Genomic DNA, 24,601 nt, shown 5'->3' on the forward strand with positions numbered 1-24,601 from the left:
CCTCAAGAGTTTTGTTGCTGCGGACGGTGACGATAAGCCCAAACCATCATAATGATACCCGCAAGCACCATCGGGATCGAAAGAATCTGCCCCATACTGATGTACTGTACCCAGCCGCCGGTAAACTGCGCGTCCGGCTGACGGAAGAATTCCACGATAATGCGGAACAGGCCGTAGCCAATCAGGAACAGGCCGGAAACCGAACCGGTCGGGCGCGGTTTACGGATAAACAGGTTCAGGATCAGGAACAGCACCACGCCTTCCAGCGCCAGCTCATAAAGCTGCGAGGCGTGACGCGGCAGCGCGCCGTAGGTATCGAATAATGATTGCCATTCCGGGTGCGACGGCAGCAGCGCCAGATCCTCAGCGCGCGAGCCAGGGAAAATCATCGCGTAATGGAAGTTCGGGTCAACGCGGCCCCACAGTTCACCGTTGATAAAGTTGCCCAGACGCCCGGCGCCGAGGCCAAACGGGATCAGCGGCGCGATGAAATCGGAGACCTGGAAGAAGGTGCGTTTGGTGCGTTTGGCGAAGATAATCATCACCAGAATCACGCCGATCAGGCCGCCGTGGAACGACATGCCGCCATCCCAGACGCGGAACAGATATAGCGGGTCGCTAAGGAAGACCGGCAGGTTGTAGAACATCACATAGCCGATACGGCCGCCGAGGAATACGCCGAGGAAGCCCGCGTAGAGCAGGTTTTCCACTTCATTTTTCGTCCAGCCGCTGCCCGGACGATTGGCCCGACGGGTGGCCAGCCACATCGCAAAGACGAAACCAACCAGGTACATTAAGCCGTACCAGTGGAGAGAGACCGGTCCAATGGAAAATATTACCGGATCGAACTCCGGAAAATGCAGGTAGCCACTATTCATCTGTCACCATAAAGACTTGTTATTCCGCCGAAAGTGGACAGCGGTGATGATCCGTGCCCGCTTAAAACGGGCACTCCGAAGGAGGCGAATGATAGCATAAGCGTGTAGTGCGATCCGCGCTGAACGTGTAAAAGATATGTATACGGATGCTAACAGCGTGCGGTTTTTTGGTCGGGTGGCGGCTAACGCCTTACCCGACCTACGGTCCGTGCGGCCTGCCTTTAATTTATTCACCATGATGGCTGATACTACTGGTGCTGGCGATCTCAACCCCCCCGGTGGCGCTGCCGCTTACCGGGGCTACAGCACGATGCGATTTGGTAGCCCGGAGAAGGCGCAACGCGCCGCGTCCGGGGAAAACCCTTATAAAAATTGCAAACCGATAACAGTATCTACTGTTACCGTCCGCCGCGGATCAGGCCGCCGAGACCGCGGCGCTCCATAAACGCCGCCACCTGGTGGCGCACTTCGGTGGTCATCTGCGCTTCCAGACTGCGCCGTGACAGCTCCTGCGCTTCTTCGATATCGATACGGCGTAGCAGATATTTCACGCGCGCGACCGAACGGCCGTTCATCGACAAATGGCGATAGCCGAGTCCTACCAGGATGGTGACGCACATCGGGTCACCCGCCATTTCGCCGCACAGGCGCAGATCGATACCAAAACGCTCGGCGTCATGAGCGATCATTGCCAGCGCCCGCAATACCGCAGGATGCAGGCAGTCGTACATATTGGCGACGCGGGTATTATTGCGGTCGACCGCGAGGATGTATTGCGTCAGGTCATTGGTGCCGACCGAGATAAAGTCGATGCGGTTTGCCAACTGCGGCAGCATAAAGACCATAGACGGCACTTCCAGCATCACCCCAAGGCGCGGGCGCGGAATAGCGTAACCAATCATCTCTTCGACTTCACGGCTGGCGCGCTCAATCAGGCGGCGGGCTTCGTCAACCTCTTCGAGGCTGGTGACCATCGGCAGCAGGATGCTGAGGTTGCCGGTGGCGGCATTGGCGCGCAGCATCGCGCGCACCTGGATCAAGAAGATCTCTGGCTGATCGAGCGTAATACGGATCCCGCGCCAGCCAAGGCACGGGTTCTCTTCGCTGATCGGCATATACGGCAGTTGCTTATCGGCGCCAATATCCAGCGTACGCAGGGTTACAGGCTTGCTGTTAAACATCTGCAGCATGCCCTGATACTGAGCGACCTGCTCCTCTTCGGAGGGGAAGCCGCTCTGTAACATAAACGGAATTTCGGTGCGGTAAAGCCCGATACCATCGATAAAGCTGCCGAGTTTCTCTTCATGCTCCGGGCTCAGGCCGGCGTTGAGCATCACTTTTACCCGTTCGCCGCTTTTCAGTTCGGAAGCGCGTTCGAGATCGTCTTCCGCCAGCCGGCTCAGTTCGTTCTCTTCGCTGATTAACCGCTGATATTCCTGCAGCAGCACCGGTTCGGGATCGACCAATAGATCGCCGCGATAACCATCAACGATCAGCATATGGCCATGCAGCAGCGACGGCTGAATATCGGCGCCCATTACCGTCGGGATGCCCAGCGCGCGCACCATGATCGCCGCGTGGGAGTTGGCCGCGCCGTCGCGCACCACCACCCCGACTAAACGGTCCTGCGGCACTTCCGCAAGCGTGGTAGCCGACAGTTCGTCGGCCACCAGAATAATGCGCTCAGGCCAGGTGTTAGGCCCCTGGGTGGTGTCGTCGAGATGGAACAACAGCCGCTGTCCGAGAGTACGTAAATCCCCCGCCCGCTCTTTCAGATAGCCATCGCTGAGGGCGGCAAACTGCTCGGCAAATTTTTCAATGACCTTTTTCACCGCCCATTCGGCGACGGAGCCTTTGTCGACTTCGTCGAATAGCTCACGGCGCAGGCGCGCATCGGATAGCAGGTGCGAATAGAGGTCAAAAATAGCCGCCGTCTCTTTTTGCGCCCCGGCGGCGTAGCGCTTGCTGTAGCGACGAAACTCATTCGCCGCCTCTTCCAGCGCGCCGGTGAGACGTTCGCGCTCGGAAGCGGTGTCCAGCGTCGAGGCCTCGTAGACCTGCTCCATCAACGGCAGGCTGGCATCCATCCAGCCTTCGGCAATCGCCACCCCGGATGATGCCGGCAGCGCGCGGATGCGGGTCTGACGATACTGCCCAAACAGCGCATTTAACTGTGATTGGGAGAGAATCGCGGCCATCTGGGTGGCGAGGGTGACAAGGAAGGACTCTTCGCTTTCATCGAACTGGCGCAGCTCACGCTGCTGGACTACCAGCACACCCAGCAGCTGACGCCGCTGGATGATCGGCACGCCAAGGAAGGCGCGAAAACGATCCTCCTTAACAGCCGGTATATATTTAAAGCTGGGATGCTTCTGCGCATCGGCGAGGTTGATAGGTTCGGCCAGCCGCCCCACCAGGCCGACAAGACCTTCATCAAATGCGAGTGCGACTGTGCGCCCACGGGGTTTTTTCAGCCCGCGCGTGGCCATCAGGTAATAGCAGCGTCGATCGTTGTCAGCCAGATAAACCGAACAAACTTCCGTTTCCATCGCTTTACAGACATCCGTCACCAGGATATCCAGCGCCTCGTTTAAACGCGGCGCGCTGGCGACCTTCTCGACTATTTCTCGCAACCGAGTGAGCATAATGTGCGTGGCTTAACCTCTTTTACGTCGATAAGCAGGCGCGCTTTGTGGCTTCGGTGTGGTTTCAGCGAGCGACATTGTCACACCCGCGAACTCTTTCATCACCCGGCGGTAAACGTCGCGCTTAAACGACACCACCTGACGAACCGGGTACCAGTAACTTACCCATCGCCAGCCATCAAACTCAGGTGTACTGCTGGTTTGCATATTAATAGCCGTATCGCTGCCGACCAGTTGTAGAAGAAACCACTTCTGCTTCTGACCGATACAAACCGGCTTTGTGTCCCAACGCACCAAACGTTTAGGCAGCTTGTAACGCAGCCAGTTACGGGTTGAGGCCAGGATCCGCACATCTTTGCGGCTTAACCCAACCTCTTCGAACAATTCCCGATACATTGCCTGCTCGGCGGACTCGCCTGGATTAATGCCCCCTTGCGGGAACTGCCACGAGTGCTGACCATAGCGCCGGGCCCACATCACCTGGCCCTGGCGGTTACAGATTACAATGCCGACATTTGGGCGGTAGCCATCGTCATCAATCACCGGACTACCTCAAAATAAGCTTCAATGTGAATGATTGTTTCACACTCATTGGAAACGGTAAACCACTCTCTGTGTGGCGTGATAACGAATAACATTTGAATAACTCACAGTAATCACCCGAGTTATAAACAGTGAACGCCATCCCCGGGCCATTTTATTCACTTTTTCTGTGGATAGAGTTGTGAAGAAGTACGGAATTAACCAGGGAAAACCCAGAGTAGTCCGAACGACGTAGAGATAGGGCTTCTTAATAATGACATACTATTCATTAAGTTATCATAGTTCACACCGACAAATTACAGCATAACGTGATGATCATCACATATGCGATCCGGCAACTGATGAAAGATCGAACAATGCCGCTTTTATCCACAGATAAAGCACACTCGTCGGGCACATTTTGTCTAAAAATTCGATTTTCGTCGCACGTCAAGGCTGTAAATCGAACCAGTAGTGGGGCTTTTCCCCAGTTATCCCATTTTTCTGTGGATAACATGGTGTAAGATCCTGTTCATTGTCAGTGACCAGTTCTGGAAAACCCGTTTTCACTGTTTTCACAAGCGAAGAAACGGGACAAAAAACATATATAAATCATCACATTGGTATAGTTACCCATAAAAAGGTAAACTCTATCCACAACGCATAAAAATAGCGCTCACTTTTTAACCAGAGGTTTTCCATCATGCCAGCCATCGCTCCGCTAACCGCTCCGCCGCAAAGTCAGGAGCAACTTCTTGCTCAGGCCCAGCGGCTGGCGGGTTATTCGCTGGGGGAACTGGCGGCGCTGGCGGGGGTCCCCATTCCCCGCGATTTGAAACGCGATAAAGGCTGGATTGGCATTCTGCTGGAAATTTGGCTGGGCGCCAGCGCCGGGAGCAAACCGGAGCAGGATTTCGCTGCCTTAGGCGTGGAGCTGAAAACCATCCCCATTGACCGTCAGGGCCGTCCTCTGGAGACCACATTTGTTTGCGTGGCGCCGCTAACCGGTAATAGCGGCGTGACCTGGGAAAGCAGCCACGTGCGGCATAAGCTACAGCGCGTATTGTGGATCCCGGTAGAAGGCGAACGCGAGATCCCGCTCGCGCAACGCCGCGTCGGCGCGCCGCTATTATGGACGCCAGACGAGGAAGAAGATCGCCAGCTGCGCATGGACTGGGAAGAGTTGATGGATTTGATCGTGCTCGGCCAGGTTGAACGCATCACCGCCCGCCACGGCGAGGTATTGCAACTGCGCCCTAAAGCGGCCAACAGCAAGGCGCTAACGGAAGCGATCGGCGCCCATGGCGAGCCGATCCTCACTTTGCCGCGCGGCTTTTATCTGAAAAAGAACTTCACCGCCGCACTGCTGGCGCGTCATTTTCTATTAGGACATGAATAATTTTTTGTTCTGCCGCAACGCCTGCATATAATTACGACTTTATTTTTTGCAGGACTTTGAACAATGTTATTTGCATGGATAACCGATCCTAACGCCTGGCTGGCGCTCGGCACGCTGACGCTGCTGGAGATCGTTCTCGGGATCGATAATATTATTTTTCTCTCTCTGGTTGTCGCTAAGTTGCCCACCGCCCAACGCGCCCATGCGCGGCGTATCGGGTTAATGGGAGCCATGCTGATGCGTCTCGGCCTGCTGGCGTCTATCGCCTGGGTCGTTAAGCTCACCAATCCACTCTTCACCGTATTCGGTCAGGAGATCTCATTTCGCGACCTGATCCTGCTGCTCGGTGGCCTGTTCCTGATCTGGAAAGCGAGTAAAGAGATCCACGAATCGATTGAAGGCGAGGAAGAAGGCCTTAAAAGCAACGTCCACTCCTTCTTTGGCGCCATCGTACAGATCATGCTGCTGGATATCATCTTCAGCCTTGATTCAGTCATCACCGCCGTCGGCCTCTCCGATCATCTGTTCATTATGATGGCCGCGGTGGTGATTGCGGTTGGGGTGATGATGTTTGCCGCACGTCCGATCGGCGACTTCGTTGACCGTCACCCGTCGGTCAAAATGTTGGCGTTGTCGTTTCTGATCCTGGTCGGTTTCACCCTGATGCTGGAGAGCTTCGATGTGCATGTGCCGAAAGGTTACATCTACTTCGCGATGTTCTTCTCCATTGCGGTCGAAACTCTCAACCTGATGCGCAATAAGAAAAACCCGCTATAAGCCACAAAATTGCAGTCCGGAAGCGGGCTGCAATTCTTTTTAAGACTTTACTGCTTTTTATGTCTCACAAATCAGGCTATTAATATACTGGTACGAGGTGCGGCCATAAGTGAGGTAATGACGATGAAAAAATGGGCAGTATTGATTTCCGCCGTAGGACTGGCGTTCTCGGTTTCCGGTTGCAGCAGCGATTATGTCATGGCGACAAAAGACGGACGTATGATTCTTACCGACGGTAAACCGGCGGTTGACGATGACACCGGTTTGATAAGCTACGAAGATCAGCAAGGCAATAAAATGCAGATCAACCGCGACGACGTGTCACAAATTATTAAGCGTTAAGCTTTTTCGTCGGTTAAAAGCATAATTTCCGACAACCACAGCAACAGAAAAGAGTCGGGATCCCCCTGCTATATCCCAGGGCAACCCCCTTCAGGATCTCCAGACCCGGCTTTTTTGATATTTTCCCTTTCTCTTTTTCTCTCCCTCTGCCATGTTGTTATTCCCATCAGCCTGCAAGCGCTTTGAAGTTTGTGGGGAGATAGTTTTGTCGGGAAACTCCTGACCTTGTTGATAAAAATAAGGAAGCCGGCTATGCAGTATCACCGTATCCCACACAGTTCTCTTGAAATCAGCACGCTGGGGCTGGGCACAATGACGTTTGGTGAACAAAATAGCGAGGCCGACGCTCATGAACAGCTCGACTACGCCGTAAGTCAGGGAATTAACCTGATTGATGTCGCCGAAATGTATCCTGTCCCGCCGCGCCCGGAAACCCAGGGTCTGACCGAAACCTACGTCGGCAACTGGCTGGCGAAACGCGGCAACCGCGAAAAGCTGGTTATCGCCTCTAAAGTCAGCGGCCCGGCGCGCAATAACGACAGCAGCATTCGCCCGAACCACGCGCTGGATCGCAAAAATATTCGCGACGCGCTGCACGACAGCCTCAAGCGTCTGCAAACCGATTATCTCGACCTCTATCAGGTACATTGGCCACAGCGCCAGACCAACTGTTTCGGCAAGCTGGGCTATACCTGGAGCGACTCCGCGCCGGTGGTCACCCTGCTCGATACGCTGGAAGCCCTCACCGAATTCCAGCGCGCCGGGAAAATTCGCTATATCGGCGTCTCTAACGAAACCGCTTTTGGCGTCATGCGCTATCTGCATCTGGCCGATAAGCACGACCTGCCGCGCATCGTCACGATTCAAAACCCGTACAGCCTGCTTAACCGCAGCTACGAAGTGGGGCTGGCGGAAGTGAGCCAATATGAGGGCGTTGAGCTGCTGGCGTATTCATGCCTGGCGTTCGGTACGCTGACCGGTAAGTACCTCAACGGCGCGCAGCCGGCTGGCGCACGCAATACGCTATTCAGCCGCTTTACCCGCTACAGCGGCGAGCAGGCGCAGAAAGCGGTGGCCGCTTATGTGGACATTGCCAAACGCCACAATCTCGATCCGGCGCAAATGGCGTTGGCCTTTGTGCGTCGCCAGCCATTTGTCGCCAGCACCCTGCTCGGGGCCACGACCATGGAGCAGCTCAAGACCAACGTCGAAAGTTTGCATCTTGAGCTGAGCGAAGAGGTGTTAGCGGAGATTGAAGCGGTGCATAAGGTATATACCTACCCAGCGCCTTAAGAGGGTAAAACCCGGGTAGCGGCGTAAACGCCTTACCCGGGCTACTGGAGAGCAGACATTTGTGAGTCCGTCCCCCTCCGGGGCGTTATTTACGCCGTCCCCACCACCACAATGCGGCGATGGCTAGCGCAAAGACCGCGCCAAACCCTATCCCCACGCCAACCGGCGGGATCCCAACGCTGACCGCCAGCGAGTACAGCCCCAGCATGAGCAGCATCGCCACGTTTTCGCCGAGGTTCTGTACCGCAATGGCGTTACCTGCGCCAACGGTATGTTTCCCGCGCTCCTGCAGCAGCGCGTTCAGCGGCACAATAAAGAAGCCGCCGCACACACCGAGCAGTAGCAGCAGGCCAAATGCTGGCAATAGCGACTGCTGCACCGCGAAGGCAATCACCGCGACGCCAATCAATATCCCGGCGGGCATACAGCGCGAGACGGTTTCCAGCGTTACCAGCTTCGCCGCCGCGCCAGCGCCAACCACAATCCCGACGGCGACCATCGCATTGAGGTAGGTCGGCATCGCGTTGCTGGTGATCCCAAGCGCTACGGGCACCCAAATCACCAGCAGGAAGCGCAGCGTCACCCCCGCGCCCCAAAACAAGCTGGTGCCCATCAACGAGAAACGCGTTTCGCTATTACGCCACAGCGTTTTACAGGCGCTGAAGAAGCTATGGGTCATCGGCCTGAAACGCCACGACTGCCCAGGACGAGCCGCCGGTAGTTTCGGGATCCACAGGTTAGCGACCACCGCGCCGCCATAAACCAGCGCACAAACGATAAGCGCCGCCAGCACGTGCCAGTCCGCAAGAATGCCGCCCGCCATCGACCCTAGCAGGATAGCCGCGATGGTCGACGACTCCATCAGTCCGTTAGCCTTCACTAACTTATCGCCGGTGGTCAGTTCGCCCAGAATACCGTATTTCGCCGGCGAATAGGCCGCCGCGCCAACACCCACCAGCGTATAACCGATAAACGGATTGACGCCAAAGCAAATACACCCGGCGCCGAGCAGCTTCAGGCCGTTAGCGACCATCATCACCCGGCCTTTGGCGAAGCTATCGGCAAACTGACCGACAAACGGCGCAAAGAGAATGTAAGCGCCCACAAACAACATCTGCAACACCGGCTGGCTCCACTCCGGATAGTAGAGCTGTTTCATCAGCGCCAGGGTGGCGAACAGCAGCGCATTATCGCCGAAGGCCGACAGGAACTGGGCGCAGATCACCGCCATCATCCCTTTCGAGTACAGTGAAGCGTTAGTGTGCACTGACTCACTCATTTGAATGCTCCGCCTCTTCTACCATGTCTTTCAGGGTGACAAAGTCCGGCTTGCCGCTGCCCAGTACCGGCAGCTGTTTCAGCCAACGAATATCGCGCGGCACCGCCAGTTCCGGTACGCCATGTTCACGTGCGTAGCGCAGCAGCTTTTCGCGATTGAGTTCATTATCGGTGGTAAACAGCACCAGCGCCTCGCCTTTGCTGGCGTCCTGCTTAATGGCCGTGGCGTGCATTTTGTCCGGTGAGACCGCCAAAGCGACCTGCTCGACCATCTCCAGCGAGACCATTTCGCCGGCGATTTTGGCGAAGCGTTTGGCGCGGCCCTGGATACGCACGTATCCCTGCTCGTCAAAGACGACGATATCGCCGGTGTCGTACCAGCCGCTCTCCACTTCACCGTACTGGTTTTCCGCCGTCGGCGCTTCCAGCACGCCGGGGTTTTCTACCCGCAGATAGCCTTTCATGATGTTAGGCCCTTTTAACTGCAGTCGGCCTCCCTGTTCGATGCCCGGCATCGCCAGCAATCGGGCATCCATCCCCGGAAGAATACGCCCGACGGTGCCGACTTTCGCCGCCATCGGGACGTTGATGGAGACCACCGGCGCGCATTCGGTCACGCCGTAGCCTTCAAGGATGCGCAGACCAAATTTGTCCTGCCACAGCTGCTTGGTGCTGTCCTGCAGTTTTTCCGCCCCTGCCACCACATAGCGCAGGCGATAAAAATCATACGGGTTGGCAAAGCGGGCATAGTTGGCGAGGAAGGTTGAGGTGCCGAACAAAACGGTACAGTTACGATCGTAAACCAGCTCCGGCACCACCCGATAGTGCAGCGGGCTTGGATAGAGGAATACTTCCGCGCCGGTGAATAGCGGCGTCAGCAGGCCGACCGTCAGGCCGAAGGAGTGGAAAAGCGGCAGCGCCGACATAAAGCGGTCGTTGGCGGTAAAATCGGCGATGGTTTTAATCTGTTCGACGTTAGCCAGCAGGCTTTTATGGCTATGCACCACCCCTTTTGGGTTCCCCTCCGAGCCGGAGGTAAAGAGGATCATCGCCGCATCTTCCGGCTGCTGCTTGACCTGCGCCAGACGCGGCGCCAGCAAATGGCCAAATATCCACAGTTTGTCGGCGGTGGTGACATCGCCTTTCAGATCTTCCAGAAACACCCAGCGCACCTGAGTCAACTGCTCCGGCAGGTGCCAGAGCTTGCCCTTATCGAGGAAGGTACGGGAAGTAAAAATGGTTTTGATTTCCGCGGCGGTAATCGCGCTGCTGAGTCCTTTGACGCCGGCGGTATAGTTCATCATTGCCGGGATTCGCCCGCGGGCAATCGCGCCGAAAATCACCGCCGCGCTGATACCGGCGTTAGGCAGCATCAGGCCGATTTTCTCGCCCTGCGCGCTGTATTTTTCCAGAATACGCGCGACGAACAGCGTTTTGGTCAACAGTTTACGGTAGGTATCCGGCTGGAAATTAATATCTTCCACGCAGTTTTTGCGCGCGCCGAAGCGGTCCTGCGCCGCCAGTAGCGACTCATACAGCGTTTCACGCGGCCGCACCGCCATGCGCGCTTCCATCATAATCTGGTGCAGCATTTCGCCGGCGATTTTTCGCCGATCGCGGGCGCGCGGCGCCTCCGGCATCGGCAGATGCGTCGGCGGCAGTAAATGGAGCTGAATACGCGGAAACAGGCGGCGTTTTACCAGCCCCTTCAGGCGGCTGAATGGCGTAAGTTCGGCGCCTTCAATTCGCAGCGGCACAATGGTCGCTTTCGACTTCGCCGCCACGAACGCCGCGCCGTCATAGATTTTCATCAGCGAACCGCTGACCGAAATACGCCCTTCCGGGAAGATAACCACCGGGCGTCCCTGCTCAATCAAGCGCACCAGATGCTTAATTGACATCGGTTTGGTGGGGTCCAGCGGAACAAAGTCGATAAGCGGCGTCAGCGCCCGCATAAACCAGCGCTGGCTAATCGAGGTATAGACCGCAAACACCGGCCGCACAGGCAGAAAGAGCGCCAGTAAAATACCGTCGAGAAATGAGACATGATTGGGCGTTATTAATACTTTTTCCTGATAAAGCGCCTGAGTGTCTCCGGTCAATCGCACCCGGTACAATCCTTTGAACAGTAATCGAAAAAATCCCAACAGCATAACGACTCCGCGTGGCTGATTTAGTAATCCAAGCAGGTTACATGAGAAGGCGGGGAAAAGCAGTGTGGGGGGATAAAATTCAGAATAAAAAAAACCTGCGCATCCGCGCAGGCCGGTGCAAGATAATCAGTACGAAGTGCGTACTTAAGAAACTCACCAATCAATACCTCTGGGACCCTGATTGTCGCGTTTTTACCCGCGATCGCGCCAGCGCGAAAACGCAAGGGAATGAGCCTAAGTGCAACCAGGTATTACGATTCTCGCTATCTGTAACAGCATGAATAACAGGCAAAAAAAAACCTGCGCATCTGCGCAGGTTGGTGTAATTAAGTGGTCAACATGACGTTGACTCCACCTATCAATACCTCTGGGATAGCCAGAGTATCAATGCATCACTCAACGAAACCAGCGAACATTCGCAACAGCTAATCGCAAAGTGTAAGCAAAGATGAGAATTCTCTTTTCACCGTTGCATCCCTCGCATTGTGCTGTGTAACTTTTTCACTGCTAATCTCTGTCTGCGTCACATTTGTATCAACCAGAATAGCGGTAGCCTTGAATCCGCTGCGCTTTCCCGTAACATAACTATTATGTAAACGCTTACCCTAAAAAAGGTCCGGTATGGCGACAATTAAGGATGTAGCCCGACTCGCTGGAGTGTCCGTCGCTACCGTCTCACGCGTTATCAACAACTCGCCAAAAGCGAGTGAAGCCTCTCGTCAGTCGGTAACGGCGGCGATGGAAACCCTGAACTATCACCCCAACGCCAACGCCCGCGCGCTGGCGCAGCAGTCAACGGAAACCATCGGCCTGGTGGTGGGCGACGTTTCCGATCCCTTCTTCGGAGCGATGGTCAAAGCCGTCGAGCAGGTGGCCTACAGCACCGGTAATTTTTTGCTTATCGGCAACGGCTACCACAACGTGCAAAAGGAACGTCAGGCGATTGAACAGCTAATCCGTCACCGCTGCGCGGCGCTGGTGGTGCACGCCAAAATGATCCCCGACGATGAGCTGGCGGGGCTGATGAAACAGATCCCCGGCATGGTGTTGATTAACCGCATCGTGCCGGGTTTCGAGCAACGCAGCGTGGCGCTCGATGACCGCTACGGCGCCTGGCTGGCGACGCGCCATCTGATTCAGCAGGGCCACAGCCGCATTGGCTATATCTGCTCCAACCACGCGATTTCCGATGCTGAAGACCGGCTGCAAGGTTATTACGATGCCCTGAAGGAGAGCGGCCTGGCCGTCAATGACCGGCTGGTCACCTTCGCCGAGCCTGACGAAAGCGGCGGCGAGCTGGCGATGACCGAGCTATTAGGCCGCGGCAGAAACTTTACCGCCGTCGCCTGTTACAACGATTCAATGGCCGCCGGCGCGATGGGGGTGCTCAACGATAACGGTATCGAGGTGCCGCAGGAAATTTCGCTGATTGGCTTCGATGATGTGCTGATCTCGCGCTACGTGCGCCCCCGCCTGACCACCGTACGTTATCCGATCGTCACCATGGCGACCCAGGCGGCGGAGCTGGCCCTGGCACTAGCAGAACAGCGCCCGGCGCCGGAAATCACTCACCTCTTCAGCCCGACGCTGGTGCGCCGTCACTCGGTGATAACGCCCGCGGAAAGTGACAAGTCATAGCGGTACAGGCTCACGGCGGTGGCCGGGTAATCCAGGCCCTCGCCGATATAGCGCCAGCCAAAGCGCTCATAAAAATCGCGGCAGGCGGAATAGAGATAAAGCTGCGGATAACCGCACTGGCGGGCATAGTCGATGACGTGCCGCTGCAGCTTCCCGGCCAGCCCCTGCCCGCGCGCCGTTTCGGCGACAAAGAGCGCCGCCATCCATGGAAATAGATCCTGACGGCTTATCAAATCGCAACGCCACAGCCCCACGGTACCCAGCAGCGCCTCGCCATCGGTGGCGATAAAGGTCAGCGGCAGCGCCCCCGGCGTTTGGCTATGTTCAACAATACTGCTAAAAAACGCCTGCGGTAAGGCATCGCCGGCAAAAGCCTGCCATAGCCACTCCGCCACCTGCGGCCCATGCTGCGGCGCGGCGTACAACGGTTGAATCTGCATTTTTTCCCCCTGTGAATCGATGAATTCTAGCGCGCCGCTCGCGCCCGCGCATCCGGGGTCGGAAAATGCCTTCAACAGGATTTCCGCAAAAAGCGTGATCGCGATAGTCTTTGCCGTCGTCAGGCTCATATCCCTCTGAATGACTGTGGTAAACTGCGCCCTATCACCGGTTATCAGGAATCGACGAATGGCAACAATGCTGGATGTCTCAATACGCGCAGGCGTCTCGAAAGCGACGGTTTCCCGCGTGTTGAACGGCACAGGTCAGGTAAAAGAGAGTACCCGCCAACAGGTATTCAAAGCGATGGAAGAGCTGGGCTACCGGCCTAATTTTCTCGCCCGCTCGCTGGCGAATCGCACCAGCAACAGCATTGGACTGGTGGTATCGACATTCGACGGTTTTTACTTTGGCCGCTTGCTGCAACAGGCGTCGCGCCAAACGGAAGCCTGGGGCAAACAGCTTATCGTCACCGACGGCCACGATGCGCCCGAACGGGAAGAAGAAGCGGTACAAATGTTGGCCGACCGTCAGTGTGACGCCATCGTGCTCTACACCCGCCATATGAGCGAACAGAAAATTATGTCGCTTATCGAAACCATTGAAACGCCGCTGGTGGTGATTAACCGCGACGTTAGCCAGGCGCGGGAACGCTGCGTGTTCTTTGAACAGCAGGAAGCGGCGTTTCAGGCCGTCGACTATCTGATCTCCCAGGGGCATCGCGATATCGCCTGCCTGACCGTGCCGATGCATACCCCAACGGGTAAAGCGCGCCTGGCGGGCTACCGCAGCGCCCTGGAAAAGCACGGAATTGCGTGGGAACCGGCGCGGGTCAAGTACGGCGATTCAACGATGACCCGCGGTTATGAGCTGTGTCGGGAATTATTAGAAGAGAAAACGCCGTTTAGCGCGCTGTTCTCCTGTAACGATGATATGGCGTTGGGCGCCTCGAAAGCGCTGCATCAGGCGGGGCTGCGCATTCCGCAGGACGTATCGCTCTTCGGCTTTGACGACGCTCCTAGCGCGAAGTGGCTGGAGCCCGGATTATCAACGGTTTATCTGCCGATCGACAATATGATCACCACCGCCATCGACCAGGCGATTAAGCTCGCCAACGAACAGCCGATCGAAACCATCCCGCCGTTCACCGGTACGCTGGTACTGCGTGAATCGGTAACGACGGGGCCATTCTTTAAATAAGCTCCAGCGCCAGCAGTTCTTCAATGGTCTGGCGACGGCGAATCAGGCGCGCGCTGCCGTTATCAAACAGCACTTCCGGTAGTAGCGGGCGGCTGTTGTAGTTTGAAGACATCGATGCGCCGTACGCGCCGGTGTCGTGCAGCACCAGGTAATCGCCCGGCGCCACCGCCGGCAGCAGGCGAGTTTCCACTTTCCCGCCCTCCTGTTGGGTAAAGACGTCGCCGGATTCGCACAGCGGCCCCGCGACCACGGTTTCCAGCTGCGGTTCGCCGCTCAGGTCGCGCCCGTCCGCCGCCAGCGCGGTAATATGATGATAACTGCCGTACATGGCCGGGCGCATCAGATCGTTAAAGCCGGCATCGATCAGCACGAAGTGGCGGCTGCCCATCTCTTTCACGCTACGCACCTGCGATACCAGCACGCCGGACTCCGCCACCAGGAAACGCCCCGGTTCGATCTCCAGCTTTACCGGATGCCCCAGATGTTTGGCGATCTGCTCGCGCGCCGCATTCCACAGGCCAAAATAGTGATCGGTATCGATCGCCTCTTCGCCTTCGTGATATGGGATCGATAAACCGCCGCCGGCGGAGATCGCCTGCAGATCCTGACCAAACTCCACCACCTGGCGCACCATCGCGCCGCATACTTGCTCAAGATGACCGTAATCAACGCCGGATCCGATATGCATATGGATGCCGACCAGCTGCAGCGAATGGCGGCGAATCACCTCCAGCGCCTGCGGCAGCTGGCTGAACCAGATACCGTGTTTGCTGTTTTCGCCGCCGGTATTGGTCTTCTGGCTGTGGCCATGACCAAATCCCGGGTTGACCCGTAGCCAGACGCGGTGACCCGGCGAGACTTCGCCCAGTTGGCTAAGCATATCCACGGATCCAGCATTCACCGGGATCTGTAACGCCTTCACTCGCTCAAGGGTCGCGCGATCGATCAGATCGGCGGTAAAGACGATATCATCCGGATGCTGCACGGGATCGTAACCTGCCGCCAGCGCGCGTTCGATCTCGCCAAGCGACACCGAATCCACCTTAACGCCCTGCTCGCGCATCAGACGCAGAATATGAATATTGGAGCAGGCCTTCTGCGCAAAACGCACTACGTCAAACTGGCTAAGTTGGGCAATCTGGCGGCGGATAATCTGCGCGTCATAGACCCATACCGGGCAACCGAACTCAGCGGGCAGGCGCAGTAGATTATCGGCGGTCAGATCGGTATCGGTGGCGTTCAGCGAGCGTGGCATAAGGACTCCGGTGCGTACGTGTGTTTGTCGATGTTTTTTCCGATTACGCCACAGCGTGAAGAGAATAAAAAATATCGTTTTGTCACGAGTCTATGCAAAAATGATATGGCTATCTGATGCTAACCGGGAACCGCCCATGCCTGCCGTCAACTTACGCCATATTGAGATTTTCCACGCGGTGATGACCACCGGCAACCTAACCGAAGCGGCGCGGATGCTGCATACCTCGCAGCCGACGGTCAGCCGTGAACTGGCGCGTTTTGAGAAAGTGCTGGGCTTAAAGCTGTTTGAGCGCGCCCGCGGCCGTCTGCAGCCGACGGTGCAGGGGCTGCGACTGTTTGAAGAAGTACAGCGCTCGTGGTACGGGTTGGATCGCATCGTTAGCGCCGCGGAGAGCCTGCGCGAATTCCGCCAGGGAGAGCTGTCGGTAGCCTGTCTGCCGGTCTTTTCGCAGTCATTTCTGCCGCTGCTGCTGCAGCCGTTCCTGGCGCGCTATCCGGACGTCAGCCTGCAGATCGTGCCGCAGGAGTCGCCGTTGCTGGAGGAGTGGCTATCCGCCCAGCGCCACGATTTGGGGTTAACGGAAACGCTGCATACGCCGGCCGGCACCGAGCGCACGCCGCTGCTGACCTTAAATGAAGTCTGCGTGCTGCCACAAAATCACCCGCTGGCCGCGAAAACCGAACTCACCCCCGCCGACTTCCACGGTGAAAACTATATCAGCCTGTCGCGCACCGACAGCTATCGTCAGCTGCTTGATGCGCTATTTATGGAGCACCAGGTGAAAAGACGGATGGTGGTTGAAACCCACAGCGCGGCGTCGATCTGCGCGCTGGTGCGCGCTGGTGCGGGCATTTCGGTGGTTAACCCGCTCACCGCCCTCGACTACGCTGAGAGCGGCGTGGTGGTGCGGCGCTTCAGCGTCGATGTGCCCTTTACCGTCAGCCTCATCCGCCCACTACATCGCCCCGGTTCCGCGCTGGTCGACGCCTTTGTCCAGCATCTGCAAACCAGCCTGCCGCGTATCGAACAGCCGCTGGCGGCGGTACTTAAGAGAGCATAAATTCCACCGCGTCGGCGGCATGGATCGCCGCGGTATCAAATACCGGCAGCGGACTACTCGTTTCCGGTACCAGCAGGCCGATTTCGGTGCAGCCGAAGATAACGCCTTGCGCCCCCTGTGCCGCCAGCGCCTCGATGACCTGCAGATAATAGTCGCGCGAGGCGTCGCTAAAGGTGCCGAGGCAGAGCTCATCAAAGATAATCTGATTGATGCCCGCCCGATCGTCAGCCTGCGGGATCAGCGTCTCAATTGCAAACTGCTGCTGTAGACGGCCGCGATAAAAATCCTGCTCCATGGTGTAGCGGGTGCCCAATAGCGCGACCCGACGCTGGCCTTTAGCGCTGATAGCCCGCCCGGTGGCGTCAGCGATATGCAGGAACGGCACCTCGCAGCGGGCTTCAATCGCATCAGCCACCTTATGCATGGTGTTGGTGCACAGCACGATGCCCTCGGCGCCGGCCTGCTGTAGCCCCAGCGCGGCCGTGGCGAGGATCTCGCCGGCGCGATCCCACTCCCCTGCCGACTGGCAGGCTTCAATCTCATGAAAATCAACGCTATGAAGCAACAGGCTGGCGGAATGCAGGCCGCCGAGCCGCGCTTTAATGCCTTCATTGATTAACCGGTAATAGGGAATGGTGGATTCCCAGCTCATGCCGCCCAGCAGGCCGATGGTTTTCATTATCTGCTCCTTTATGGTTTGCTCCAGTGAAGCAAACCTGCCGATAACTTTCCACTGTTGCTGTTGGGCGGCGACCCCATCAGAAGAAATATTTAAAGCGCACGCGCGCGCCGTAGCGTTCGTCGTCGTTCCCGCTCTGCTGGGCCGACGAATCCAGCCATGAGGCATAGGCGCCGAGATAAATATTAAAGTTCGGCATATCCATGATATTCGGCAGTTGCCAGGAGGCATGGATCGTGTGGATGTCATAGCGGCCCGGCGTCAGAATCGCGCAGTCGCCATCGCACTCGCCGCTGACCCCCGCCATGTTGAACTGGTCGATTTTGTTGTGCGCGTAGATATATCCCAGCTCGACGCGATGCCACAGCGCGTTGATACCGGCGCTGAAATCCTCTTCATCCGCCGCGTCCAGATAAGCGGTGCTGAGATTCACCACCATGCCATCCTCGGCATCGGTTTTCAGCGTATTCCAGCTCATGGTCAGGCCGTAGCCGGTACGGCTGGACTGATCGACCCAGCGTCCGTTCTGGTTTTGATAGCCATAGGCATTGTTCACCAGATTACTCTCAACCGCCGCCGCCACTGACCACGGTCCGGACTGCCAGGCCGCCACCGGCCGCACATAGACCACGTTTTTATGATTTTCGAGCGCGTTGCCGTGGTAGTTTTGATCGACAAACAGCGAGCTACCGTCTTCCACCAGCGTGTTGAGCTCAAAGTACCAGTTATCGAGGTATTTGCTCAGCAGGAAATTACCGCCGCTGCTGCTACGCCCGCGCCCCTCTTTCATCATGTAGATATAACCGTAACCGTCGCTATAGAGATCGTTGGCGGTATTACCAGAATATTCAATAAACGTATCCTGATTCAGCGGGAACATATCGTAAGCTTCAAAGCGCCCGATTTTTATTTTCCAGTCATTTTCCTGACCAAAGAAAAATACGGCATCATCAAGATTCATTTTTCCGGTCATATCCGCCAGCGGTTGTACGCTAAAGCCGGAATATTTCCCATTAGCGCCTTTACGTAAACCATCGAATCCTAACAAAATACGCCCATTAATATCCCAGCGCTCTTTATCCCCCGGCGCCCAGTTCTTATTCGCGCTGGTTTTTACCGAGGTCAGGCTGCCGGTTCGACTGGCGCCATCCATATTAAATTCAACATCACCGTAAAATTTTAAATCGACATCTTTATTCACCGCCAGCGCGGGCGCGGCAACCGTCGCGGGCGCAGTCGCGCTGCTGTTAGCCGTCGCGCGCTCCTGTTGCTTCAGTTCGCGGATTTCCGCCTCGGCGTTTTGCGCCCGCTGCTCGGTGGCTTTTAAGCGCTGCTCCATCTGCGCCAGACGCTCCTCAAGAGAAAGCGTTTGCTGCGCGTCGGCGGCGGGAATAAATAAAGACGAGATAAGACATCCAACCCAGATTTTATTCATCGCTAGACCCTGCTTATTATATATTAAAGGTATTGTTTTATTATTTTGGTGAATATTAAATAACCCGCCAGCGTTTGCTTACGGGTTATTCAGGTTAATGATTATTTAATTAGAGGTTCCATGCTCCGCCATCAATTAATGCCGCACTACCGCTCCAGGAAAATAAAGCTAATTCCCGGCGCTTGGCATCAGGATAAATACGGCTGCTGAGGCAGGCTTCGCCGTCATTAACGAAAACCTCGACGGATGAGCTATCGAAAAATAGCCGCAGCTTCAGCGCCGAACCGGCTGGTAACGGAACGCTGCGGGTGCCGCACAAACCATATTGCGGATAGCGACGCTCCAGCACCAGACGCTGCATCTGATTGTCGACATATATCTTCAGCCCTTCGCCAAAGCTCAAACCGTACTGCTCGGCGCAGCTATTGGCCGTATCCCAATGCAGGTTGACCTCCATGGTTTCGCAGCGCTCTACCATCGTCAGCTGCTGATTCTTCAACGAACTGACCGGCCACGGGAACCAGTCGCGGCGCAGACCTTCCACCTCTTTTGCCGGACGCATCAACAGCCGATTATCGGCACCGAGGCTTAACTCGCGCGGCAGCGACAGCATGCCGGCCCAACCGTCCTGCTGCTCCGGCAACGGCGACTCCCACATATCCAGCCAGCCGATCACAATCCGCCGGCCATCGGGGGTGAGGAAACTTTGCGGCGCATAGAAATCGTGACCGCTGTCGAGTTCGACAAACGCCTCTTCGCGGACAAAAGGTTGCCCCGGCTGCCAGTCCCCCAGCAGATAGCCGCTCTGGAATAAATTGCGCCGGGCAAAGCCGTCCGCGGCCATCCCCTGCGGCGAGAACATCAGCACCCGCTTGCCATCGAGTTCAAAGAAATCCGGGCACTCCCACATGTAGCCCATCCCCGCTTCGGCCTGGGCAAGAATACCGGCGTCCTGCCAGTGGCTCAGGTCGTCAGAACGGTACAACCGCACCTGGCCGACGTCGTCTACCCGCGCGCCGACCACCATGTACCAGCTTTCACCTTCACGCCATACTTTCGGGTCGCGAAAATGGTGCATCCCCGGCGGGGTATCGATAACCATCCCCTGGCGCTCAAAATGGATGCCGTCGCGGCTGGTCGCCAGGCACTGCACCTGGTACAGGTTATTTTCATCCGCGGGATCGCCATGAAATTTATGGCCGGTGTAGATGAGTGCCAGCGTATCGCCATCAACCACCGCCGAGCCGGAGAAGCAGCCGTCTTTATCTTCCGGCCCTTCCGGCGCCAGCGCCACCGGCAGGTGTTCCCACTGCACAAGGTCCTTGCTGCGCGCATGGCCCCAGTGCATCGGCCCCCACTGGTTTGAATACGGGTGGTGCTGATAAAACGCGTGGTACCAGCCGTCGAACCATACCAGCCCGTTGGGGTCGTTGATCCAACCGGCACGGGCCGCCAGGTGATAACGCGGATACCAGCGCGGGTTGAGATCCACGCTTTTCGCCTGCAGTTCCCGCTCCGCGTTACTAATGGAATAGATCATATTCATTTCTCTTTTCAGTCAGATAGTGGATGGCTGCGACATGAGCGAATCCGAAGAGGGCTTATTGGATCGCAGCAGGAAGATGGAGATGAAGGTGGTGCAGAACACCAGCAGTCCCATGATCAAATAGGAGTCGGCGAAGCCGTATTTTTCGTAGCTATAGCCCGCCAGCGGCGACAGTACGGTGGCGATGACCGAACTGGTGCAGGCGAAACCAACCAGGTACAGGGTGGAAGAAAGGCGTTTATCAAAGTTCAGGCTGTTGTATTTGAAGATGGACACCAGCAGCACCGGTAATTCCACGGCGTGCAGCAGTTTCGTAATCGAGATCAGAACCGGGCCTTCCACCAGCCCGGAGGCCACCATGCGCATCGCCATCACCATGCCGGCGAAGATCAGGCCGTTTTTCGCGCCGATGCGATTGACCAGCCACGGGGCGCAGAACATTCCCGCCGCTTCGAGGAACACCTGGAAGGAGTTGAGATAGCCATACATGGCGTTCCCTTCATGGAGCGTGGCGAACTGCGAGGAGAAGTAGACCGGAAACTGCTGGTCGTAAACGCCGTAAATACAGGTGCCAACGACGAAAAACACCAGCGCCCAAAAGCGCGGCAGCGTCAGCAGGCGCAGCGCGTCTTCCAACGTGACTTTACCGCCACTGACCGCCTCCTGCATGGCGTGCGGCGCTGAAGAGACCTTAAGCCGCGCCAGCAGCATGAAGAAAACCAGACCAGAACAGCTGGCGACGGCGAAGTTCAGTTGTGGGTTAATGTTGAACAGCAGCCCAGCGAAAAAGGTCGCCACCGCCCAGCCCAGCGATCCCCACATCCGCGCTTTGCCGAATTCAAACTGGCTTTGCCGCGCTACGCGCTCGGTATAGGACTCCAGCACGCCAATGCCGCCGTTAAAGGTCAGGCCGATATAGATGCCGCCAAAAATACTGCCGAGCAGCACGTTGATTTTCAGCAGATAGCCAAACAGCAGATAGGCCGGGCCGGAAAGGATCAGTAAGACGGTGATATACCAGAGTAAATTTTTGCGCAGCCCCAGTTTATCCTGGATAAAGCCGTAGCAAATCTGGGCGAATAGCGCCGAGACCGACAGCACCGCGTAGATAATGCCGGTATCCCCGGCTTTCAGCCCCACTTCCTGATGTAGCCAGATGGAAAGCAGCGAGCCGGAAGAAGACCAGGTAACAAAAAAGAAAAACAGTAAGGCACTGAGTAAGGGGTAGCTGTGAGAGTGATGCATCTTCATCATGACATTCTCGTGTTGGAGTAATGCGCAAATGGTAACGTTAACAAAAAACAACTCTCATCTGGTTTTGTGACGATTCATGATGTTAATCACAAAAGTTAACGTTAACATAATGGAGATGAGATCGCGATCAACTATTCCTCGCCATGCTTCACCATCAGGCTGGGATAGACTATCGTATGATCCTTTTACATCAGCGACTTAGTTGTATACCGGAGTAATCACCATGGCATCCCTGAAAGATGTAGCGAAGCTAGCCAACGTCTCACTGATGACGGTATCCCGCGCGCTGAACAGCCCGGAGCGCCTGAAGGCGGAAACGCTCGCCCGCGTACAGGCGGCTATCGAACAGACCAATTACGTCCCCGACCTGTCGGCGAAGAAAATTCGCGGCGCCCGGGCAACGCCGAGCACCATCGGCGTGCTGGCGCTGGACACGGTGACCACCCCATTCTCGGTAGAGATAACGCTCTCTATCGAAGAGACGGCGCGGGCCCACGGCTGGAACAGCTTTGTGGTTAACATGTTCTCGGATGACAATCCAGATGCCATCCTTGACCTGCTGCTTTCCCACCGCCCGGACGGCATCATTTACACCACCATGGGGCTACGCCAGGTTCCGCTACCGGCGAAATTGTTGACGCTGCCCTGCGTGCTGGCCAACTGCGAAAGCCTGAACGAGAACGTCGCCAGCTATATTCCGGACGATGAGCAAGGCCAGTACGACGCGGTGAAAGCGCTGCTGGCCGCCGGCTATCGCCGCCCGCTCTGTTTGCATCTTCCGGCCAGGCATCTGGCGACGATACGCCGCCGACAGGGGATGGAACGCGCCTGCCGCGAGGCGCAGGTCGATCCGGATACACTCGATCACTGCTATATGACCTACGGTGACGAACACTATCGCGATATTCCCGGCCAGCTGCTGGCCCATATTGATCAGGGTAAACCGCGGTTTGATTCCGTAGTGTGCGGTAACGATCGCATCGCTTTTATGGTCTACCAGACGTTGCTGGCGCAGGGCTTGCGAATCCCTGAAGATGTGGCGGTGGTGGGTTATGACAACATGGTGGGGATTGGCGATCTGTTCCTGCCGCCGCTATCAACGGTGCAGTTACCGCATTATGAAATTGGCCGCCTGAGCGCCCTGCATATTATTAACGGCGACAGCCATCGGGATACCATTAAGGTTCCCAGCCCGTGGCTGCCGCGCGAATCCGTGTGATCAGTTGCCGATGTTACGCAGCTTTTCCCCGGACATCAGCTTGCGTTCGATATGTTCAAGCGTCACGTTTTTGGTTTCCGGGATCAGCCAGAAGGTCACGCCGATAAACGCCACGTTCAGCGCGGTATAGAGCCAGAACGTGCCTGCCGCGCCAATCGCGTCCAGCAGCGTCAGGAAGGTCGCGCCAATAATCATGTTCGACACCCAGTTGGTGGTGGTCGAACAGGTGATGCCGAAGTCGCGGCATTTTAGCGGCTGGATCTCAGAGCAGAGGATCCACACCACCGGCGCGGCGCTCATCGCGTATCCGGCAATACACATCATGGTCATTCCCACCGATAGCCAGGAGAGGCCGCTGCCGGCGGTACCGTTATCAAACTGCATCAGGCAGTAGCCCAGCACCAGGGTGCCCAACGCCATCACGCTAAAGCCGATTTTCAATGCCGGTTTACGCCCGGCCTTATCAACGGTAAACACCGCGATAAAGGTGGCGAACATGAAGGTCAGGCCGACCACCAGCGTGGCGATCATCTGCTGCTCGGTGGTGGTAAAGCCGGCCATTTTGAAGATCCGCGGCGCGTAATACATGATGATATTCATGCCGGTAAACTGCTGCATCGCCTGCAATAACATGCCAAGGAATACCGCCCGACGCACGTTGCGGTTCACTTTGAACAGCGCCCAGCCGCCCTGCTTGAGCTTCAGGCTTTCGCGGATTTCATTCAGCTCATCGCGCGCCTTTTCCGAGGTATCGCGCAGCATGCGCAGCACTTCTTCGGCCTCGATATGGCGGCCTTTTTCCGCCAGCCAGCGCGGACTGTTAGGCAGGAACACCACCAGGATAATCAGCAATACCGCCGGCAGCGCCAGCACGCCAAGCATCGCCCGCCAGTTGCCGCTGTAGCTGAAGGCGGTATCGGATAAGAAGGCCAGCACGATGCCAAGCGTGACCATCAACTGATACATGCTGATCATCTTGCCGCGAACGTTTTCGCTTGCCATTTCAGAAAGATAGAGCGGTGCGGTATAAGAGGCGATACCGACGGCGACGCCAAGGACAATACGCGCAGCCAGCAGCATCTCGACGCTGGTGGCGAATGCCGAGCCGATAGAGCCCGCCACAAATAGCACCGCGCCAACCATCAAACTGTATTTACGGCCAAGACGGAAAGAGAGCCAGCCGTTGAACAGCGCGCCGATCGCCGCGCCAAGCATCATACTGCTGACCACCCACTCCTGCAGACGGCTGGATAAAACGAAATGATCGGTGATGAAAGGTAGCGCCCCGGCAATCACGCCGATATCAAGGCCGAATAACAAACCCGCCACCGCGGCGGCAATGGAGACAAACTGGTTCATGCGCCGGGTGTTGCGCTGCGCATTGGGGAGTAAACCCGGATCGGTGGTCAATGAAGTCATTTTTTTCCTGCCTCAACAGAGTATGCGTGCAGTGAAAGTACGGGATCGCAGGGCTAAGGTGTCAGGCGGGAGATGGCGAAGATATGGATAAAACGGCTGGCAGCATTGTTTTTGTGATGGACATTAAACTTTATCTTATGCAAAAAATGCTGTCCGATCGTCAAAACA

General features: G+C 56.6%; 21 protein-coding genes. 9 read left to right on the forward strand and 12 right to left on the reverse strand.

What is annotated here, in order from left to right; translation table 11 throughout:
* Positions 1 to 2: 2 nt before the first annotated feature.
* The 3 genes from lgt to rppH form a co-directional block, all read right to left on the reverse strand.
* Complete coding sequence (lgt, locus tag ABLU80_RS08725; protein ID WP_015369928.1) at positions 3 to 878, reverse strand: prolipoprotein diacylglyceryl transferase; 876 nt, start codon at positions 876 to 878, stop codon at positions 3 to 5.
* A 398-nt stretch (positions 879 to 1,276) separates the two neighbouring features.
* Positions 1,277 to 3,523 carry a phosphoenolpyruvate--protein phosphotransferase gene (gene ptsP, locus ABLU80_RS08730; RefSeq protein ID WP_348849901.1) on the reverse strand — a complete coding sequence of 749 codons (2,247 nt, stop codon included), beginning with the start codon at positions 3,521 to 3,523 and terminating at the stop codon, positions 1,277 to 1,279.
* Positions 3,524 to 3,535: 12 nt separating this feature from the next.
* Positions 3,536 to 4,066, reverse strand: a complete 531-nt coding sequence (rppH, locus tag ABLU80_RS08735) for an RNA pyrophosphohydrolase (protein WP_015703328.1) — start codon at positions 4,064 to 4,066, stop codon at positions 3,536 to 3,538.
* Positions 4,067 to 4,519: 453 nt separating this feature from the next.
* Between rppH and ABLU80_RS08740 the strand changes: the two genes are divergently transcribed.
* The 5 genes from ABLU80_RS08740 to ABLU80_RS08760 all read left to right on the forward strand — a co-directional run bounded on the left by ABLU80_RS08740 (position 4,520) and on the right by ABLU80_RS08760 (position 7,856).
* Entirely contained in the window at positions 4,520 to 4,684 is a 165-nt protein-coding gene (locus ABLU80_RS08740; protein WP_223575784.1) for a hypothetical protein, read from the forward strand.
* A gap of 64 nt (positions 4,685 to 4,748) precedes the next feature.
* Positions 4,749 to 5,444, forward strand: coding sequence for a DNA mismatch repair endonuclease MutH (gene mutH / locus ABLU80_RS08745; RefSeq protein ID WP_015369924.1), 696 nt, complete (start codon positions 4,749 to 4,751; stop codon positions 5,442 to 5,444).
* 63 nt (positions 5,445 to 5,507) lie between these two features.
* Positions 5,508 to 6,221: a TerC family protein gene (locus tag ABLU80_RS08750; protein ID WP_015369923.1), complete on the forward strand. Its 714-nt coding sequence runs from the start codon at positions 5,508 to 5,510 to the stop codon at positions 6,219 to 6,221.
* 123 nt (positions 6,222 to 6,344) lie between these two features.
* Positions 6,345 to 6,563 carry a YgdI/YgdR family lipoprotein gene (locus tag ABLU80_RS08755; RefSeq protein WP_004867116.1) on the forward strand — a complete coding sequence of 73 codons (219 nt, stop codon included), beginning with the start codon at positions 6,345 to 6,347 and terminating at the stop codon, positions 6,561 to 6,563.
* Positions 6,564 to 6,815: 252 nt separating this feature from the next.
* A complete protein-coding gene (locus ABLU80_RS08760) occupies positions 6,816 to 7,856 on the forward strand; it encodes an NADP(H)-dependent aldo-keto reductase (protein WP_015369921.1) in 1,041 nt (346 codons plus the stop codon).
* A gap of 85 nt (positions 7,857 to 7,941) precedes the next feature.
* On the opposite strand, the gene lplT is transcribed toward ABLU80_RS08760, so the two are convergent.
* Together lplT and aas are read right to left on the reverse strand one after the other, a co-directional pair.
* Positions 7,942 to 9,135: a lysophospholipid transporter LplT gene (gene lplT / locus ABLU80_RS08765; RefSeq protein ID WP_020078036.1), complete on the reverse strand. Its 1,194-nt coding sequence runs from the start codon at positions 9,133 to 9,135 to the stop codon at positions 7,942 to 7,944.
* A complete protein-coding gene (gene aas, locus ABLU80_RS08770) occupies positions 9,128 to 11,287 on the reverse strand; it encodes a bifunctional acyl-ACP--phospholipid O-acyltransferase/long-chain-fatty-acid--ACP ligase (RefSeq protein WP_348849902.1) in 2,160 nt (719 codons plus the stop codon). The genes lplT and aas overlap by 8 nt, the downstream gene beginning before the upstream one ends.
* A 621-nt stretch (positions 11,288 to 11,908) precedes the next feature.
* Between aas and galR the strand changes: the two genes are divergently transcribed.
* Positions 11,909 to 12,925: an HTH-type transcriptional regulator GalR gene (gene galR / locus ABLU80_RS08775; RefSeq protein WP_015703331.1), complete on the forward strand. Its 1,017-nt coding sequence runs from the start codon at positions 11,909 to 11,911 to the stop codon at positions 12,923 to 12,925.
* Here the strand turns inward: galR and ABLU80_RS08780 are convergent.
* Positions 12,886 to 13,365 (reverse strand): GNAT family N-acetyltransferase, encoded by a 480-nt coding sequence (locus ABLU80_RS08780; RefSeq protein ID WP_015703332.1) that lies wholly within the window; start codon positions 13,363 to 13,365, stop codon positions 12,886 to 12,888. The two genes, galR and ABLU80_RS08780, sit on opposite strands and share 40 nt — an antisense overlap.
* A gap of 196 nt (positions 13,366 to 13,561) precedes the next feature.
* Here ABLU80_RS08780 and ABLU80_RS08785 point away from each other — a divergent pair, with 196 nt between their 5' ends.
* Positions 13,562 to 14,563 carry a LacI family DNA-binding transcriptional regulator gene (locus ABLU80_RS08785; protein WP_161798777.1) on the forward strand — a complete coding sequence of 334 codons (1,002 nt, stop codon included), beginning with the start codon at positions 13,562 to 13,564 and terminating at the stop codon, positions 14,561 to 14,563.
* Here the strand turns inward: ABLU80_RS08785 and lysA are convergent.
* Complete coding sequence (gene lysA, locus ABLU80_RS08790) at positions 14,556 to 15,818, reverse strand: diaminopimelate decarboxylase (protein ID WP_015369915.1); 1,263 nt, start codon at positions 15,816 to 15,818, stop codon at positions 14,556 to 14,558. The two genes, ABLU80_RS08785 and lysA, sit on opposite strands and share 8 nt — an antisense overlap.
* A gap of 136 nt (positions 15,819 to 15,954) precedes the next feature.
* Between lysA and ABLU80_RS08795 the strand changes: the two genes are divergently transcribed.
* Positions 15,955 to 16,881, forward strand: a complete 927-nt coding sequence (locus ABLU80_RS08795; RefSeq protein WP_015369914.1) for a LysR family transcriptional regulator — start codon at positions 15,955 to 15,957, stop codon at positions 16,879 to 16,881.
* Here ABLU80_RS08795 and ABLU80_RS08800 read toward each other — a convergent pair.
* From ABLU80_RS08800 to ABLU80_RS08815, 4 genes are all read right to left on the reverse strand, one after another.
* The gene (locus tag ABLU80_RS08800; protein WP_348849903.1) at positions 16,868 to 17,560 is read right to left on the reverse strand and encodes an aspartate/glutamate racemase; all 693 of its coding nucleotides are present in this window, start codon (positions 17,558 to 17,560) and stop codon (positions 16,868 to 16,870) included. The genes ABLU80_RS08795 and ABLU80_RS08800 overlap by 14 nt on opposite strands.
* Positions 17,561 to 17,639: 79 nt before the next feature.
* On the reverse strand, positions 17,640 to 18,995 hold the full coding sequence (locus ABLU80_RS08805; RefSeq protein WP_348849904.1) for a carbohydrate porin: 1,356 nt from the start codon (positions 18,993 to 18,995) through the stop codon (positions 17,640 to 17,642).
* Positions 18,996 to 19,104: 109 nt separating this feature from the next.
* The gene (locus ABLU80_RS08810; protein ID WP_348849910.1) at positions 19,105 to 20,535 is read right to left on the reverse strand and encodes a glycoside hydrolase family 32 protein; all 1,431 of its coding nucleotides are present in this window, start codon (positions 20,533 to 20,535) and stop codon (positions 19,105 to 19,107) included.
* An 18-nt stretch (positions 20,536 to 20,553) separates the two neighbouring features.
* A complete protein-coding gene (locus ABLU80_RS08815) occupies positions 20,554 to 21,795 on the reverse strand; it encodes an MFS transporter (RefSeq protein WP_015369910.1) in 1,242 nt (413 codons plus the stop codon).
* 223 nt (positions 21,796 to 22,018) lie between these two features.
* Between ABLU80_RS08815 and ABLU80_RS08820 the strand changes: the two genes are divergently transcribed.
* Positions 22,019 to 23,014: a LacI family DNA-binding transcriptional regulator gene (locus ABLU80_RS08820; protein ID WP_015369909.1), complete on the forward strand. Its 996-nt coding sequence runs from the start codon at positions 22,019 to 22,021 to the stop codon at positions 23,012 to 23,014.
* On the opposite strand, the gene ABLU80_RS08825 is transcribed toward ABLU80_RS08820, so the two are convergent.
* A complete protein-coding gene (locus tag ABLU80_RS08825) occupies positions 23,015 to 24,433 on the reverse strand; it encodes a sugar porter family MFS transporter (RefSeq protein WP_015369908.1) in 1,419 nt (472 codons plus the stop codon).
* Positions 24,434 to 24,601: the final 168 nt, after the last annotated feature.

The organism is Klebsiella sp. CN_Kp104 (assembly GCF_040064515.1).
GTDB lineage: Bacteria > Pseudomonadota > Gammaproteobacteria > Enterobacterales > Enterobacteriaceae > Klebsiella > Klebsiella aerogenes.